Genomic DNA, 17,156 nt, shown 5'->3' with positions numbered 1-17,156 from the left:
GCTCAAAGCCATCCCACAAAAATCTTTTTTCTTGTGGGATGGCTTTGAGCATCGTCCCAAAATTTGATTAAAAGGACTTTTGCAAGAGGTCTAATAAATCAACAATTTTCTATCAAACTCAAGTTGCTAAATACAGAGCTTCGGTGAGGACACAATAGAGCATCGCTCAAAACTCGCTTGAACCTAATTATGTAGGGTGTGCCGCGGCGCACCTTACTTGTTTTTAGTAGCGTGTTAAACCACTTACGGGTTCCGTCCAAGACAGTTTTTCACTTCCCCTTATCGATATTTTTCAACTAACATATTCATCCTTAAGGAAGATGGATAAATAGGCATTTAAAAGCTAAGTTTAATCAGAGTTTCAGTCAGATAAAAGGAAAAAATATCATGAGCGATGACAAAAAAACAGTAAACGAAGCTGATGCTAACCTCGACCCGATTTCTGGGGAAACCGGAGCTCATCCAGTGGGAACCGGTATCGGTGCCGCGAGTGCGGGTGCTGCGGGTGCTGCTATCGGCGGTGCAGTCGGCGGGCCTGTGGGAGCTGTTGTCGGCGCTGTTGTCGGCGCGTTTGGCGGCGGTTTGGCGGGTAAAGGTGTCGCAGAGTCGATCGACCCTACAGTAGAAGATGCTTACTGGGAAAACAACTACAGCTCCCGTCCTTACGCGGACACGAGCGCGACTTACGACGACTATCAACCTGCATACCGCACCGGCTATGAGGGTTACAGCCGTTACGGCGGTACCGGTAGAAGCTACAGCGAAATCGAAAGCGATTTGCAGCGCGACTACGAAACAAATCGCGGTAAGTCGAATCTAAAGTGGGAAAAAGCCAAGTACGCCACGCGCGACGCTTGGGATCGGGTGGAACGCGCTGTTCCTCGCGACATTGACAAACACGGCCGCTAACACCATTTTTCTTTCATATGTGGTATGGATCAAATCCGAAGCCCCCCCTTAATAAGGGGGGGTTGGGGGGGTAATATCTAGCGCTACTTTATGAAATTGGTATAACACCGCCAGTCGATTGAAAAACTGACTCCACAGATGAATCTGGGAGCTTTAACTCTTAGTCTCAAATTTTGGGATATCAGCTCGCGAGCGTCGGGGCGCGGTATCCGTTTTTTTTGCGGGCGAGCAAGTATTTTGGGTATTGGATGCACGCAAACTCGATCGTTCCGGGTTTTTTGCCAGCCCTGCTGAATGCAGCGAAGTGTTTGAGGTAAAAAAACCCGTTTCTGCATCTGCGACTGTTGTTGATATCTAGGACTATTTTCAACGCGAGTTTAGCGAAGTTATTGGGAATTTTCTACCCCTCTTTACATCGGGAGGGGTATTTTTATGCTCTGTGGAAATCGCTGTTTTCAGGTAGCAAGATTTTTCCACGGCTGGTTTTCTGGCTGGAAGCCCCAAAAAACTAGCAAGGAGTTTGAAATTGACACCTTTTTTTTGACTGCAAGCCTTAAAATTAAACTAATTCAGGACTGATTGCACTAATCGCATATAGCGGTTCTCACAAAAGTGAGGTATGCCCTATGCCCTATGCCCTATGCCCTATGCCCTATCTATCCCGGATAGTACCTCATCTTTCTGAGAAAGGCTATATTTCTGTCATTGTTCGCGAGGCGACAAGCAATCCCAGCAGTGAGAGAAAATCGGTTGCATCAAGTTCTAGTATTGTTGAAAATCTAAATCCTCTAATTCAAAATCGGTATTACTTGTGGATGAAATGTTGGAAATAGCTTGGACGCTCAAGCAAAATTTGATTGACTTTGTGATGGATGCTGAGGGAGATTTGGCGGTAGCTTTAGAAGCTTTTGCCGCAGCTCGATCGACGGGCGAGCGCTATGACATTGCTCAGCAAAATCAGGTGATTGACAGTTTTACAGTTGAAGGTAAAGTCGGAAACAAAACGCCGATCGACCTTTTTGTCGAAAGTCAGCCGGATTTAACCCAGAGCGAGATTGGTTTGCTAGAAAGTTGGCGGCTCAGAAGTTTCACAGGCTTATTTGAAATTACTAAAATTTCCCCAGACAGCTTTGAACTGATGAACTGGCTGACAGCAAAGCACTACGCTGTCCAGCCCAACAGCGCTAATTTCCTGGCGCAAATGTCTCGCTTTAAGTTAGGAGAAATCTTGGGGGCTCGGATTGCTCCCCTCACCGATGACTGGTGGATACTGTCGAGCCCTCCCATCCCGATGGGGAAATTGGGCAAGCCGAAGTTGGCTGTGGCGATCGGCAATTTCAAGCAAAATTACAAAAATAACCTCTACAGCGACGCGCCAGAATTGTTAGAGCAAGCTTGGCAGTCTGTAGAAGAGTACCACAAGGATTTTACCGAATTTTTTGGCAGCGACGAAGTGACGCTATCGGGATATCACCTGAACAAACAGTTGGCCCAATTTCAGGAAACAATCACTAAAAAACGCCTAGCTGATATGGGCATCGATCGAACTAAATCTCTGGCGGATATTGTTGAAGATGCCGGAGTCGATCGAGAAGAAGTCAAAGCAGCGGCAATTGCAGCAGCAGGCGCCGATGCTAAAGCCGTTGAGGTGGCGCTTGACAGCAGTGCTTCAAAAATGGTAGCGCCGAAAGTCGAATTGCCCGATCGCTTCAAAAAAGCCGAACAGGTGACAGCACTTTCTCATCCCCGCTGGGGGCAAACCTTTTTGTCTACCTACAGTCAGTTCACCGCAATGCTGGCTGCAGAAGACTTTTCAACCATTCCCGGTTACGAAAAACTGGTTCGCAGCTATCTAGAAGATCCGGCAATTAATGCCGGGATTTGGCGGCGGTTAGCTCAACTCAATCCAGCCAAACTAGCACAAATTATGCAAACTGTATTGCAGCGGACAGATTTTCAGATCGATCGCGATTTAGATTCTTTACTGCAAGAGTTTAAAAAACCCTTAGAACCCGAACTCCCGGAAATCGCCAGCGTTCCCCTGCACCTGCACAACTTATTTCAAGAAGCTTTAGGCGAAGTTCAAAAATCAAAGTCCAAACCGCAGGACAAAAAGAAAACTTCCAAAGGCTTTAAATCTTAATCGTTAGCGCGCGAGATCGGGACGATCTCGCGGGATTTGATTTGATGCGATGTTTGTTCGATCGACCGTTATTCCAGTCAAAGCATCTTCGCGCCCGATCGTATAAAACCAGCAAACCCGCCCCAACCCGCTCAAAACTCGGTCTTTAATTCACAATCGCGCCGCGCCGGAACTCACCTACAAATATCGAGATATAAAAATCACAACAATCTTCAGTAATCTTACTTAGCCCAATATTTTTTCAAACTTTCTCGCATCACCGCCCCCTTTCGCCCCAGGCAATTAGCATCGCCGCCAAGGCTGTAGGGCTAATCTTCAATATTTATTACTTTTGATACTTGACTCTCATCATGTGCTACACTTGCACAATGAATAAAAAAAATTAATTGTCGCAAGTTTGAGCGCTTACTACAATGATCCAAAAAGTATTGAAGCATTGGGAAGAGTTGCAGCGCAATATAGAACAACTGCCTCCAGAGCAAAAAGCATTTTTCAGCAGCAATATCAACCATTTATCCGCATCCTTGCAGGAATTGTCGAGCGAGTTTCAGTCACTTTTGTTAACAATAGAAAACCGCTACCATTTAGAAAAGCTCAACTACAGTTTAGGACTTAAAGAATCTCAGCAAAATGCTACAATCGGCAATCTAGAGCAGGAGTTAGAGCGCGGCAAGATCCTGTACAAAAAGGTAACTCAGGCACTGACAAAAGGCGAATCCCGATTAAAAACTCTCCTGGAGAACTCTTCCGAGTTAATCACAATTATTGAAGCTGACGGGCAGATTCGAGACCAAAATTCGGTGGCGCTAGAGCGGATTTTAGGCTACAAACCCGAACAAAGAATTGGTGCATTCCACAGCGATTTGCTGCACCCAGATGATGTACCTGCTTGGCAGGCATATTTTGCCAGATTGCTCAAACAGCCGGGGATTGCACCGCCGATAGAATATCGCAAACGCCGCGCTAACGGTGACTGGGTATATTTAGAAGTCATTGCTAACAATTTGCTGCACGATTCCAGCATCAACGGCATAGTCATCAATTCCCGCGATATCACAGAGCGGAAACTCTCAGCAGCAGCTTTAGAAAAATCGCAGCAGCAAATCGTTAATATCTTAGAAAACATCACAGAGGGCTTTTATACGCTAAATCGCCATTGGCAGTTTACTTACATCAACCAAAAAGCAGCAGATTGCTGGCACATAAATCGTCAAGAGCTTTTAGGTAAAAATATTTGGGAGCAGTTTCCTGAAAGCGCGAAAACGATTTTTTTTAATGAACTTCACAAAGCGGTATCCCGTAACGTTGCTGTTAAATTTGAATCGTATTACGAGCCGCAAAATATCTGGCTGGAAATCGATGCTTATCCGTCGGAAGAAGGTTTGTCGGTGTTTTTTCAAAATATCACCGATCGCAAAATAGCAGAAAATGCACTGGAAAAAATCTACTCTCAGTTAGAAGAACAAACCAAGCTGCTCGATACTGTACTCTCAACTACACCTGACAGACTGTTAATGCTGGATCGCTCCGGGCGATTAACTTATATCAACCGCGCCGGATTAGAGTTAACTTTGCTTTCCAACACCTGCATTTTAGGCAAAACATTAGAAAAAATTGGCTGGCCGCCAGAACTGATTAAACTCCACAATAATTCCTGGGAAAATCTACTAGCCACAGGACAAAGTTTAACAACAGAAACAGAGTTTATTCATCCGCGCACCGGGCACAAAAATTACTGCAGCTACATCTTGAGCCCCATCAGGAGTGCGGAGGGCTGCATCGAAGCAGTTCTCGTGACAAATAGAGACATTACCGAACTTAAAACAGCCGAAGCAGCTTTGCGCGCATCCGAATCTCGCTACCGCATTTTATCAGAAATTACCTCAGATTTTGCCTATTCTTTTAACTTGTTGCCCGATCGAACATGGGCCTGCGAGTGGATGACTGAAGCTTTTACTCGGATTACAGGTTATAGTGCATCAGAAATCGCAAATTCCGGTTGGCCCGAATGCAATTGGATTCATCCCGAAGATCGAGAAATGCTGCAGGAACAAATGCAGTCTCGCTCCTGCAGCCGCCAGGAAGTCAGCGAATATCGAATTTTCACAAAATCCGGTGAAATCCGCTGGCTGTGGGATTGCCGGCAAGTTGTGTGGGATGAAGCCGAGAATCGCGCTGTCGGTGTGTTCGGCGCTTGTCAGGACATCACGGAACACAAGTTAGTAGAGGCTAAATTGTGCGAAACCAATCAAGTTTTAGAAGGGTTAATTGAAGCTTTGCCGGTGGCGGTTGTTGGTGTCGGTGCGTCGGCTGCTGTGACGCTGTGGAATCCGGCGGCGGAGCAAATTTTTGGCTGGCAGGAGTGTGAGGTTTTGGGGAAGATTTTGCCGATCGTCCCCAGCAATGAAGTTACTAATTTTTCTGCTATGTTTAAGTCAGAATTGGCCGGGGAATTGCAACTTGCCAAGAAGTGCCGGCGACAGTCCAAAGACGGTTCGTTAATTGATGTCCGTATCTCGACTTTACCGCTGCGAAGTCCCCAAGGCCTGATTACCGGGACAATGAAGATATTTTCTGAGATTTCCGCCAAGGGAAGGCAGCAGCAAACAGGGAATATCCAGGGCAAGTGCGATGAGTCGCGGCCTTTTTGGGAGCGTTACGTCCGCCTTCCTCACCTCAGCAACAAATCCAATCGGTAAAAACTCAAATCCTCAATACTAATATCAAATCCTCTCTTCATCGGAATAGTAAATTCGAGTTCACTGTTGACGGTTGACGGTTGACAGTGAACAGTCAACAGTCAACACTCAACATCACCTAACGGTGTCATCGGAAATGATATAACCCGTGGTTTTCAATCTTCAACTCGTCTGACAGCCATGCGCTGCAGCGGCAAGCTGAGGATGCTAGAAGCAGTCAACAAGTAAGAAAGAACAGTAGTCAGCTTCAAACTGAGCAATAACCAGCTATCCTCTGGTAAATGAAGTTTCAGCCCGAAGACAGAGATGCAGTACACTATCCAGTAAGTAAAGCTCATCTCAATCAACATTTCTTCGCTCAAAGTACGATCGCCCGCCAGCTTCGACTCGCGCTTATCGCCCAGCAGCAGCAAACCCGCAATTGAAGCCATAAAAGAAACCATCACCACACAGTCACGCCAGTTAAGCTCAACCATTTTCAACTCCGCTGCGATCTGAATTTTTGAAATTAAAAATCAGTCTAAGGGATAAGTTTTCCCGCTTCCAGCAATAGTTACAAATTGAAACAGCCGCAGTTACAAATCGCAATGAAAATGCACCGCAACCGCCCGCAACCGCCTCGTTTAGTCGGCAGAAAAGGACAATTCACCTTAAATATTGTTAAGTTGGGAATACCTCGCCTGCATTTTGCCGACCTCTACCACAAACTGCTAACTCTTTCTTGGCCGCAATTTTTCCTTCTGATTTGTCTCTGCTATATAATCACGAATTCTGTATTTGCTTTCGCTTACTTGGCGGGAGGAGATTGCATCGCTAATGCACGGCCTGGTTCTTTCGCTGATGCCTTTTATTTCAGCGTGCAAACAATGGCGACCATCGGCTTCGGCGCCATGTATCCGAGCACGGAGTATGCTAATACTCTGGTCGTTATCGAAGCGTTTTTTGGTTTGTGGGCCGTGGCGATGGTGACAGGATTGGCTTTTTCTAAATTTTCCCGACCAACCGCTAGAGTTATCTTCAGCCGCGTAGCTGTAATCGCTCCTTTCAACGGCGTTCCCACTCTGATGTACCGCGCCGGAAATCAGCGCTTCAACCAAATTTTAGAAGCGCACCAGGAAGTTACTTTGATCCGCGACGAAGTAACATCGGAAGGAGAATATATGCGGCGTTTTTACGATTTGCAATTGGTGCGGAATCAATCTCCTATTTTTGCCTTAACCTGGACTGTTATGCACCCAATTGATGATAACAGTCCTTTATACGAACTTACTGCCAAAGATTTGATCGAGCAGGAAGTAGAAATTGTAATTACGCTCACGGGAATTGACGAAACAGTTTCGCAAACTATTAACGCGCGGCATTCTTTTGTAGCGTCGGAAATTATGTGGAATATGCGGTTTGTAGATATTCTTTTGAAAACGCCGGATGGCAGGCGGGTGGTTGATTATACTCGGTTTCACGATGTGAAGCCGCTTGAATGAGACAAAATTACGCAGCGGCTAAAAACCGGGTTGTTTGAGAAAATACTGCACTCCCACCATGAATTTCAGTAAAAAACCCGGTTTCTTTGGTATCGGTCCAGGAGTGCTATGAAAATTTTGATTGAGTCACTGCTAGAATACTTGTATGCGAGAACAAGTTAACATTTATGAACTCAATAGCTGCGAATATGACACTAAAAGAATTGCAACCGCAACTCCTGGCGCTAAGTCCAGAGGAAAAGACTCAAGCTATACAATTCCTCGCTCAAAGTTTAACCAACTTTTGGGCGGGCATTCAAAAGACTCCCGGCGTAATGGGTGGTGAAGCTTGTATCAGAAAAACGCGGATTCCTGTTTGGTTGTTAATAAGTTATCGCCGTCAAGGTGCTAGCGATGCTCATATGTTAGAAGGTCATCCCGATCTGAGTGCGGCCGATTTGGTGAATGCTTTTAGTTATGCTGAGGCATATCCTGATGAGATTGAAAGAGCAATTCGAGAACAGGAAGAGGCATAAACTGTGGCGCGTCTTTATGCAGATGAACAATACCCGTTTCCTGTTGTAAAATTACTGCGAAATTTGGGCCATGATGTCCTGACAGTTCAAGAAGCGGGGAAGGCAAATCAAAAGATACCTGATGATGAAGTTCTAGCTTTTGCTGTTAGCACGAATCGTGCAGTTGTGACACTTAACAGACCAGATTTTATTCGACTGCACAAGTTGAGTTCTGACCATAATGGAATTATTGTATGCACGAACGATCAAAATTGGGAGCGGCTGGCGGCGCGGATTAATGAGGCTATTTCTAATCTCGAAACCTTGAGAGGTATGCTGATTCGAGTTAACCGTCCGTCGGAATGATTTTAAGTTATAGAATACATCTAATATGGAATGCACTCATACTATGCCAATAATTCTGTTCTCCGTTTTGGTGCGCCGCACCATACGATTGACCGTTAAATATGTTGAATTAAATTTGGGGTAGCAAGTGCTAGAATAGTTTGATGGTGACAAAACGTAGATTTTCTTCACTAATTACGAATATGACACTGAAAGAATTGCAACCGCAACTCCTGGCATTAACTCCTGAAGAAAAGACTCAAGCTATACAATTCCTCGCCCAAAGTTTAACCAACTTTTGGTCTGGAATTCAAAAGACTCCTGGAGTGTGCGGCGGCGATGCTTGTATCAGACAAACGCGGATTCCTGTTTGGGTGCTGGTAAATGCTCGCCGTTTAGGTATTTCTGAATCTGAACTGTTAGAAGATTATCCGACTCTGCGTGCTGCTGACTTGGCAAATGCTTGGGCTTATGCTGAGGCATATCCTGACGAGATTGAAACAGCAATTCAAGAAAATGAGGATGATTGAAAAGTGGCATTTTTTTATGCTGATGAACAATACCCAAGGCGAATTGTGGAATTTCTAAGAACTTTAGGTCACGATGTCCTGACAGTACAGGAAGCAGGAAATGCTAATCAAAGAATTCCTGATGAAGAGGTATTGGCTTTTGCATTGAGTATTGACCGCGCTATTTTAACGCTCAATCGCCGTCATTTTATCAAGCTGCACACATTACAACCAGACCATGCTGGTATCATTGTTTGTAAAGATGATTCAAATAGAGAGCGGCTGGCTGTACGCATTAATGAAGCTATTTCTAATCTGGAAACACTGAGAAGTCTACTGATTAGAGTTAATCGGCCCTCGGAGTGAGCATAAGTTATAGAATACATCTAGTCTGAAATTAAATTGTACACTTAGAGGTCAATCCACTATCAATCAATTCATCTAATTAAGCGTAAAATACGGCTCGCGCTCAAGTTTACTATCCAAGTCTTCTTGCTTCTGTCAACTGTCAACTGTCAACTGTCAACTGTCAACTGTCAACTGTCAACTGTCAACTGTCAACTGCCGAACTTACTATGCGAATAATTCATACTGCTGACTGGCATTTGGGGCGGCGTTTTCGAGGGATCGATCGCACTTCTGAAATTGCGATCGCCCTCGAACAGATTTTGAAACAAGCCAAAGAGCTCGATGTGGATGCCGTGTTGGTCGCCGGCGACATTTTTGACGTTCCCAACCCTCCAGCCTACGCTGAGCGCGTTGCCTATCACTTTTTCTGCGAGCTCCAAGCTGCCGGAATTCCCGCAATTGCGATCGCCGGCAATCACGATTCCGCATCCCGCATCGACAGCATCGCCCAACTGCTTTCCCTCGCCGGCGTTCGCGCCCTAGGCAAACCCAAGCGTTCCGCAGACGGCGGCACGATTACTCTCAATACAAAAAGCGGCAAACTTTGCGTGGGAGCAATGCCTTTTGCTTCCGAACAAAGGCTGTTAGATGCTAATTCTCTGTGGCACTCCGGCGATGCCAACCGCCGCCAAGATTACCGCGAAATTGTAGCAGATTTACTGCAAAATTTAACCATAGATTTTCGAGAGAATACTGTGAATATGCTGATGGGACACATGAGCATTGACGGGGCGAGATTGGCCAAATCCGAAGCCGCTTATTACACGCGAGACAAATACCTGCTTTCATCGCAAACTCTGCCGCCAGAAGCTCAATATATCGCCCTCGGACACATCCACATTCACCAGCGGATTGCTAAGAATTCCCCCGCTTATTATTCCGGTTCTTTAATTCAGTTAGATTTCGGAGAAGCCGAACAGGAAAAAGGATTTTGTTTGATAGAAGTTGAACCGGGAAATCAGGCAAAAGTAGAATTTAAACCTGTGGCTTGCAACAAACCGTTAAAAGTGCTTCAATGTGATAATGACAATCTTGATGCTGTACTGGAAGCTCATCAGTATCATCCTGGTTTCTTGAAGGTAATTGTCGATCTAGACAGCCCGCAAATCGGATTAGCCGATCGCGTGCGGCAAATCTGTTCTCAAGCGGTGTCGATCGAACCGCGCTATCGAGATGCACCCCTAGAACCCACAGAAATCACTAATATCGATCCCAACAATTTCGATCCGGCAGCAGAATTCTGCAACTACTATCAAAACCGCTTGGGAACAACACCGCAACCCGCTGTATTGGAGGGATTTCAAAATTTGTACAATAAGTTTAAGGAAACAGTTAATAGTTAAATTGGTGGCTCGATCCCCCCTAACCCCCCTTCAGAAGGGGGGGACAAGAGTAGTCTCAAAGTCAACCCCTACTCCCCTTCTTAAGGGGGATTTAGGGGGATCGAAACTCAACTACAAGCGGGCTCGATCGACGCTTTTTGCTTAAGTTGATACTGGGATATATACTGCGTCCGAAGCTAGCCTGTCGCTGTTATTTCCAAATCTTGCGACTGCTTTCCTATCCTTCGGGAACGCCTTCGGGAAACGGATCGCGAGGCTAACGCTACATTTCGCAATGACACAATCATCAAAATATCAAACCTAAAATCTAAAATCTTTTATGCGTCCACTAGAACTTTTACTCGAAGGATTTACCAGCTTCCGCCGGGAACAGCGTTTAGATTTTTCTCAACTCGATTTGTTTGCAATTACTGGTGTTACGGGTGCGGGCAAATCTTCGCTGCTAGATGCGATGACTTACGCGCTTTTCGGCACGACAACTCGCAGCGGCAAACAAGTAGGCGATTTGGCAAGTCAAGGCAGCAAAAATTTAAAGGTGCAGTTGCGTTTTGCTGTGGGTTCTGCCCAGTACCGGGTAACTCGGACATGGCGTTTTCGTCCAAAAACTCCTGAAAATAAGGTGATTTTGGACTGCTGGCAAAACGGCGAGTGGGAAACTTTGGGTACGAGTATTGTTGCAGTGCAAAATACGATCGAACAAATTTTAGGAATGGATTTTGATACTTTTACGCGAGCAATTATTCTGCCTCAAGGCAAGTTTGACGAGTTTATTAAAGGAGATACTTCTAAGCGCCGGGAAATTTTGCGGCAGCTAGCGGGATTTGAGGTTTTTGAGAAGATGCGGAAGGAATCAAACGAGCTCGCAAAGTTGCTGAAACAGGAACGGGAAATGGTGGAAAGGCAGTTAGCTGAGTTGAGCGCGCCGGCGGCGGATGAGGTAACTCAAAAGCGATCGCAACTGGGGATTTTAGAGCGGCAGTTGCCCGAGTTCGAGGTAGCAGTTGTGAAAGCTCAAAAGGCTCTAGATGAAGAGGAACAGCTATTTTCACAAATCGCTCGCCTGCAAAAGCTGCAACAAGAATTGGCTCAATTAAATGCTAGTTCTGCAGATATTGAAATTTTAGCGCAGCGTTTGGAAAAAGCGCAAGCTGCTAATGGTTTGCAGGGAGATTGGGCTTTTGTGCGATCGGCTCGCAGCCAGCACCAAACTGCCGAAAAAGCCGCTGTCTCGGCGCGGGAGCAATTAATCGAAGCTCGCAGCGAGCTGGCGGCAGAGCAGCAGAAACTTGACGGAGCTCAAGCCAAATCACAGGCGCTAGCCCCACAAATCAAGGCTCGCGAAGATGCTCTGACTGCTGCTAAAGTATATGAAGAACAGCGCGATCGGTTAGAGAAAGAAGTTGCGATCGCCCAAAAAAGACAACAGGAAAAACTCCGCTTTTTCCAAGCAGCAGATAAAGAATTGCAAGCTACTAATACTAAAATTCAGAGTGCTGGTTTTCAACTTACTAAAACGGCGGTACTCCTCGAACAGTATTCGCCGGGAGGCCAGCGTTTAGAGAACTTGCAGCAAATTGCACCCTTGTTGGTGGAACTTCAGCTCATTACCCAGCAGGAAAAAACCCAGCAGGAACTGTTGCATAAATCTCTTGCAGATCGAGAAAGCGCCGAACAGAATTGCGCGGAGGTTGCCGCTAATTTAGCAGCGGCAGAAACCCGGCTCAAAGAGTGCGGCGGCGAGTTAGAAACAGCGGAAACTGCTAATGCGGAAGCCGCGCGTTTAGAGAGTGTGGCTGCTGTCAGAATGTCGCTGAATTCTGGCGATACTTGCCCGGTGTGCGGCGGCGTGCATCCTGATAGCGATTTGCTCCCTCCTTTGCCGATTTCTAAGATTGTAGATGTCTCTGGTTTGCGCCGGAAAGTTGCAGCAGCAAATCAGGTTTTTCTATCTGCTCAAATGGCTGCTGCTGAGGCAAAAAGCGCCGTTTCTGCCTGCGAGCAAAAACAGTTAGAAATTGCTAAAACGTTGGAGTTGACGGCGAATAAAGTTGCACAATTGCAGCAGCAAATATCTGAGATTTTGGATAATTTTCAGTGGGAAGTCTTGCCGCTGCAGCAGGAGTTGGCAATGCTTAAAGAGAGCGATCGCCAATACCGAGAAACCCAGCAGCAATTCAAAATCGCATCATTGGAATATGAGAATTTTCAACAACGATTAAATTTTGCATCTACAACAAAAGCTGCCAAACAGCAAGAATATCAAGATGCGATCGCCGAATCTGACCGCCGACAGCAGCAGTTGCAAAGTTGTGTCAACGCGCTTTATAAAATTACCGAATATCAACCTTATGTTAATTTAGCACAGGCTTTAGAAACAGACAAACAAGAGCTGGCAAATCTGTTAAAAATTGCTGAAAAATCTTATCAGCTTGCCCACAATAGCGCTATTCAAGCAGCAGAAAGAGAGCAACAAGCTGGAGAGGTTTTTGCACGAATCCAAGCCGAAAAACAGCAGTTAACTGTGGATTGGTTGGCAAAATTAACAGCGGCTGATTTCACAGAAGAGACATTTTTAGCAGCGGTGACGACAGTTAACGAACAATCGCAGTGGGAAAATGCGATTCGATCCGTGCGCGAGTCAAAAATTCAGCTAGAGACGCGGGCGAAAGATTTGAGCGAGGCGATCGCAGGCAGAACTACCGATGAAGATACTTTAGCACAAGTGCGATCGGCAAAACAAACCGCCCAAGAAAACTTCAAACAAGCCAACAACAACCGCACCGAACTCTTAGCGTGGGTACAAGTAGCAGCCAAAACCCTCGAACAAGCCGAAAGACTGTCGCAGCAAATCACAAATTTCGCAGAACAAGAGCAAACCTACCACACATTAGCGCAAAATCTCAAATCCAACGAATTTCAATCCTACATTTTAGAACATTTAGAAGCAGAATTAGTCGGCAGCGCCACCGTAATTTTGCAAGAATTAACCGAAACTCGCTACCAGCTAAAAAACCAAGAAGGCGAATACTGGGTAACAGATAATTGGAACGGCGGCGAAGCAAGACGAGTCCGCACCCTTTCCGGCGGCGAAACCTTTGCAACTTCCCTATCAATGGCTTTAGCTTTATCAGAAAAACTATCTCAAGGAACTCAATTGGGCAGCTTGTTTCTCGACGAAGGATTCGGTACTTTAGACGCAGAAACTCTCGAAAGCGTTACTCAAATTTTAGAGTCTTTGCGGCAGCGAGAAAGGCTAATTGGAGTAATTACCCACGTTCGAGGCTTGGGCGAAAGATTGCCCGCCCAAGTGAAAGTATTTAAGTCACCCCAAGGTTCTAGAATAGAAGTTGAAAAAGTTTAATACAGGGCGGTTGAAACCAGGTTTACACAAACAAAACCCGACGAAAGCGGGTTTAAGATTGGACGGTTAACAGTACGTTATTTTCTTCAGTCCGCGCTGGCGGACTTCCCTTTTGTAGACGCGGTTTCAACCGCCGTCTGCAAACAAATTTAATCCTTAAAACCGAGTTAAATTAAATGAAAAATCACCAAACTCGAATGCAATCGGTACAATCGCCAATAATTCCCGTAGTAGGCGAACTAATCCGCCAAAATCCGGGAACAATATCATTAGGACAAGGCGTAGTTTACTACAATCCGCCCCAAGAATCATTTAACAAAATCCCCGAATTCCTCGCAAACCCCGACAACAACAAATACAAAGCCGTCGAAGGAATTTCCGAACTACAAGATGCAATCGCAGCCAAACTAAAGACAGATAACGGCATAGAAATTAACAACAAAAACTGCATTGTTGTCACCGCCGGCAGCAACATGGGATTTACCAACGCCATTCTCGCCATCACCTCGGCGGGAGACGAAATTATTATCCAATCACCTTATTATTTCAACCACGAAATGGCAGCAGTTATGGCAAATTGCCGCCCTGTCATAGTAGAAACCGACGCTAACTATCAACTCAATATCGATGCGATTAAAAAAGCAATTACTCACAAAACGCGAGCAATTGTCACCATTTCACCCAACAACCCAACCGGCGTAGTTTATGATTGCGAATCACTGCGCGAAGTAAACGAAATTTGCCGCCAGCACAACATTTATCACATCAGCGACGAAGCTTACGAATATTTTACCTATGAGGGTGTTAGACACTGTTCGCCCGCAGCTTTTCCCCACAGCAGCGAACATACAATTTCCTTGTTTACCCTTTCCAAAGCCTACGGTTTTGCGAGTTGGCGCATCGGGTATATGGTAATCCCAGAACATTTGCTGGTTTCTGTGAGAAAGATTCAGGATACAATCTTAATTTGTCCGCCGGTAATTTCTCAATATGCAGCTTTGGGAGCCTTGCAAGTTGGTAGAGGTTACTGCGATAATTATGTAAGGGCGATCGCATCCGTGCGACAACTCGTATTAAACGAACTCAATACAATCCAAAATCTGTGTACAATTTCCCCAGCCTGCGGAGCTTTCTACTTTTTCTTGAAAGTTGACACCGAACTCGATACAATGGAATTAGTAGAACAATTAATTCGCGAATATCGCGTAGCAGTGCTTCCCGGTACAACCTTCGGCATGGATAGCGGCTGCTATTTGCGCGTTGCTTACGGTGCTCTGGAAACTGAAACAGCGGCGGCTGGAATTAGTAGGTTGGTCAAAGGTTTAAAGGCAATTTTAAACAAGTAAAATAGGATCTAAAAAATGGTTGCAACTAATTTAATAACAGATAAAAATATTGAAATTTTACCCGCTGCTAAGCTTAAAGACTTGCGCGAGTTGATGGCAAGTTACGAGTTAGATTGCTATTTAATTCCAGCGGTTGACGAACACTTAAATTTATCAGTTCCAGCAGCCAAGCAGCGGCGAGCTTGGATATCCGGTTTTACTGGTTCGGCCGGCGATTTGTTGGTTGGGAAAGAGGCTGCTTGGTTGTTTGTGGATTCCCGCTATTACGAACAAGCAGAATTGCAAGTGGATGCTGCACTGATTCAAATCTCGAAACTCGGCTTAGAAGGAAATTTAACTTTAATTGAAACTTTAGAAAAAATGGCGGTAGAATCTGCCCAAAAGTCAACTAAAATTAGATTTGGTTTTGACCCGTTTACTGTAGCGACAGAGCAATATCAAAACTGGGTCAGAAAATTTGCAACTGCTGGAATTGAACTCGTAGCGATATCGGAGAATTTAGCAGACAAAGTTCGACAAACTACAGAGATTTTACCCGCAATTGACGAATCTCCGATATTTAGTTTACCAGTATCTCTGACCGGAGAAACCACTGCTCAAAAGTTAGTCCGAGTCAGGGAAGCGATGCAAAAAGCTAACATCGACGTGCTACCGATTAGCAACCTGAATCAAATAGCGTGGCTGTTCAATCTCCGAGGTTCGGATATTCCCCACATTCCGATTTTTATATCCTATGCGATTGTCACCGCAGATACTGCGTTTTTGTTTACCAATCCCGATCGCATTTCACCAGAAATCAAGCAAGAATTGTCGGCTGCTGTAACTGTGCTTCCCTACGCAGACTATCCGTCAATCTTAGAATCGTGCGTCAATTTGCCGAAAAAAGTTCGGGTGCTATTAGACTCGAAACACAGCACTGCAGGCACGTACAAGTTGATTTTAGGTCAACAAACAACTGAAAATAAGATTGAAATAGTTTTCGCTGCGAATCCGGTAGAAGGGATGAAAGCTCGGAAAAATCCTGTGGAAATCGAGCAGATGAAATCGGCTAATTTTAAGGCAAGTCGAGCGAAAGTTCTGACTTTAAAGTGGTTGACAGAGCAGCTAAAAAATGGTAAGATTTTGACTGAGTTTGATGTTAAAGAAAGCATCGAAAGTTTTTATCAGCAAGAAACGGATTTTCAGACTTTAACGTTTAGAACGATCGCCGGTGCGGGTGCAAATAGCTCGATCGTACATTACGGAACCCCAAGCCCCGAAATCACCTTAAAACCCGGAGAATTGCTGCTGCTGGACTCAGGGGCGCAGTATTTAGCAGGAACAACCGACGATACGAGAACCATGATTGTCGGGGAACCGACGGCGCTGCAAATCGAACACTACACAACCGTCTTAATCGCGCATATAAACTGTGCGCTGCAGCAATTTCCCAAAGGTACAACGGGATCGCAGTTAGATGCGATCGCCCGTGCGGTATTATGGCAACAACAGCTAGACTACGGACACGGCACCGGGCACGGAGTCGGCGCGTTTTTAGCCGGTCACGAAGGGCCAAACGGTATCAGCAAATCGGTACAATATCCCCTCGAACCGGGAATGGTGACAAGCATCGAACCGGGATATTACGAACCGGGATGGGGCGGAATTCGCCTCGAAAATCTCTATGTTGTCAGGGAAATGCCGTCTAAAAACGCTACGGTTTGGTACGGATTTGAACCGCTGACGTATATTCCGTTTGAGCAAAAATTGATTGATGGCGATCGGCTGTCAACAACTCAACTACAATGGTTGAACAACTATCACGCTTCCGTAATCGAGAAACTCTCACCCGTACTCGATGCAGCAGCAATTGAATGGTTGAAAAAAGCCTGCGCTGCGTTAGGTTAAGCCTTGTAATTTGTCGCACATTTAACTTGTGCACCTATTTTTATTGAAACTTTTGTGGGCTGGGCACGCGAGCCCGCCCAAAGGTACAAAATAGCACATATCAGTTGACACTCTCCGGCGTGAACGCACGGAGATTCTTAAGAAGCTTTGACACTCTTAAAGGCGCTGTCAAGACACCTCTAGACGTTCAAAACAACTACCTTTTGGTGTTGCAATTACGCTTACTTTTTA

The 17,156-nt window shown here is 45.5% G+C and carries 13 protein-coding genes; 12 read left to right on the top strand and 1 reads right to left on the bottom strand.

From position 1 onward, the window contains the following. Positions 1 to 387 precede the first annotated feature (387 nt). From WBA89_RS04260 to WBA89_RS04250, 3 genes are all read left to right on the top strand, one after another. Entirely contained in the window at positions 388 to 909 is a 522-nt protein-coding gene (locus WBA89_RS04260; protein WP_424404288.1) for a hypothetical protein, read from the top strand. Positions 910 to 1,729: 820 nt separating this feature from the next. After that, positions 1,730 to 3,052: a hypothetical protein gene (locus WBA89_RS04255; protein WP_424404289.1), complete on the top strand. Its 1,323-nt coding sequence runs from the start codon at positions 1,730 to 1,732 to the stop codon at positions 3,050 to 3,052. Between the two features lie 413 nt (positions 3,053 to 3,465). Beyond that, positions 3,466 to 5,751, top strand: coding sequence for a PAS domain-containing protein (locus WBA89_RS04250; RefSeq protein WP_424404287.1), 2,286 nt, complete (start codon positions 3,466 to 3,468; stop codon positions 5,749 to 5,751). 155 nt (positions 5,752 to 5,906) lie between these two features. Here the strand turns inward: WBA89_RS04250 and WBA89_RS04245 are convergent, their stop codons facing one another. Continuing rightward, entirely contained in the window at positions 5,907 to 6,227 is a 321-nt protein-coding gene (locus WBA89_RS04245) for a hypothetical protein (protein WP_424404286.1), read from the bottom strand. 111 nt (positions 6,228 to 6,338) lie between these two features. Between WBA89_RS04245 and WBA89_RS04240 the strand changes: the two genes are divergently transcribed. The 9 genes from WBA89_RS04240 (at position 6,339) to WBA89_RS04200 (ending at position 16,925) form a co-directional block, all read left to right on the top strand. Continuing rightward, positions 6,339 to 7,232, top strand: coding sequence for an ion channel (locus WBA89_RS04240; protein WP_424404285.1), 894 nt, complete (start codon positions 6,339 to 6,341; stop codon positions 7,230 to 7,232). Between the two features lie 188 nt (positions 7,233 to 7,420). Further along, positions 7,421 to 7,747 carry a DUF433 domain-containing protein gene (locus WBA89_RS04235; protein ID WP_424404284.1) on the top strand — a complete coding sequence of 109 codons (327 nt, stop codon included), beginning with the start codon at positions 7,421 to 7,423 and terminating at the stop codon, positions 7,745 to 7,747. A gap of 3 nt (positions 7,748 to 7,750) precedes the next feature. Further along, positions 7,751 to 8,092, top strand: a complete 342-nt coding sequence (locus WBA89_RS04230) for a DUF5615 family PIN-like protein (protein WP_424404283.1) — start codon at positions 7,751 to 7,753, stop codon at positions 8,090 to 8,092. Positions 8,093 to 8,274: 182 nt separating this feature from the next. After that, entirely contained in the window at positions 8,275 to 8,601 is a 327-nt protein-coding gene (locus tag WBA89_RS04225; RefSeq protein WP_424404282.1) for a DUF433 domain-containing protein, read from the top strand. A 3-nt stretch (positions 8,602 to 8,604) separates the two neighbouring features. Beyond that, on the top strand, positions 8,605 to 8,946 hold the full coding sequence (locus WBA89_RS04220) for a DUF5615 family PIN-like protein (protein ID WP_424404281.1): 342 nt from the start codon (positions 8,605 to 8,607) through the stop codon (positions 8,944 to 8,946). Between the two features lie 209 nt (positions 8,947 to 9,155). Then, positions 9,156 to 10,331, top strand: coding sequence for a metallophosphoesterase family protein (locus WBA89_RS04215; protein WP_424404280.1), 1,176 nt, complete (start codon positions 9,156 to 9,158; stop codon positions 10,329 to 10,331). A gap of 319 nt (positions 10,332 to 10,650) precedes the next feature. Next, entirely contained in the window at positions 10,651 to 13,692 is a 3,042-nt protein-coding gene (locus WBA89_RS04210; RefSeq protein ID WP_424404279.1) for an AAA family ATPase, read from the top strand. A gap of 176 nt (positions 13,693 to 13,868) precedes the next feature. Next, entirely contained in the window at positions 13,869 to 15,038 is a 1,170-nt protein-coding gene (locus WBA89_RS04205; RefSeq protein WP_424404278.1) for a pyridoxal phosphate-dependent aminotransferase, read from the top strand. Positions 15,039 to 15,053: 15 nt separating this feature from the next. Beyond that, positions 15,054 to 16,925 carry a M24 family metallopeptidase gene (locus WBA89_RS04200; RefSeq protein ID WP_424404277.1) on the top strand — a complete coding sequence of 624 codons (1,872 nt, stop codon included), beginning with the start codon at positions 15,054 to 15,056 and terminating at the stop codon, positions 16,923 to 16,925. Positions 16,926 to 17,156: the final 231 nt, after the last annotated feature.

The sequence above is a fragment of the Microcoleus sp. genome (assembly GCF_049646505.1).
GTDB lineage: Bacteria > Cyanobacteriota > Cyanobacteriia > Cyanobacteriales > Microcoleaceae > Microcoleus.
The sequence above is the reverse complement of the archived record's forward strand: the minus strand, read 5'-3'. Positions and strand labels throughout refer to the sequence as shown.

Bases quoted from the DNA above. Each gene is read 5' to 3' on its own strand.
- WBA89_RS04260 (WP_424404288.1), top strand. From the start codon at position 388: ATGAGCGATGACAAAAAAACAGTAAACGAAGCTGATGCTAACCTCGAC.
- WBA89_RS04255 (WP_424404289.1), top strand. From the start codon at position 1,730: ATGTTGGAAATAGCTTGGACGCTCAAGCAAAATTTGATTGACTTTGTG.
- WBA89_RS04250 (WP_424404287.1), top strand. From the start codon at position 3,466: ATGATCCAAAAAGTATTGAAGCATTGGGAAGAGTTGCAGCGCAATATA.
- WBA89_RS04245 (WP_424404286.1), bottom strand. From the start codon at position 6,227: ATGGTTGAGCTTAACTGGCGTGACTGTGTGGTGATGGTTTCTTTTATG.
- WBA89_RS04240 (WP_424404285.1), top strand. From the start codon at position 6,339: ATGAAAATGCACCGCAACCGCCCGCAACCGCCTCGTTTAGTCGGCAGA.
- WBA89_RS04235 (WP_424404284.1), top strand. From the start codon at position 7,421: ATGACACTAAAAGAATTGCAACCGCAACTCCTGGCGCTAAGTCCAGAG.
- WBA89_RS04225 (WP_424404282.1), top strand. From the start codon at position 8,275: ATGACACTGAAAGAATTGCAACCGCAACTCCTGGCATTAACTCCTGAA.
- WBA89_RS04215 (WP_424404280.1), top strand. From the start codon at position 9,156: ATGCGAATAATTCATACTGCTGACTGGCATTTGGGGCGGCGTTTTCGA.
- WBA89_RS04210 (WP_424404279.1), top strand. From the start codon at position 10,651: ATGCGTCCACTAGAACTTTTACTCGAAGGATTTACCAGCTTCCGCCGG.
- WBA89_RS04205 (WP_424404278.1), top strand. From the start codon at position 13,869: ATGAAAAATCACCAAACTCGAATGCAATCGGTACAATCGCCAATAATT.
- WBA89_RS04200 (WP_424404277.1), top strand. From the start codon at position 15,054: ATGGTTGCAACTAATTTAATAACAGATAAAAATATTGAAATTTTACCC.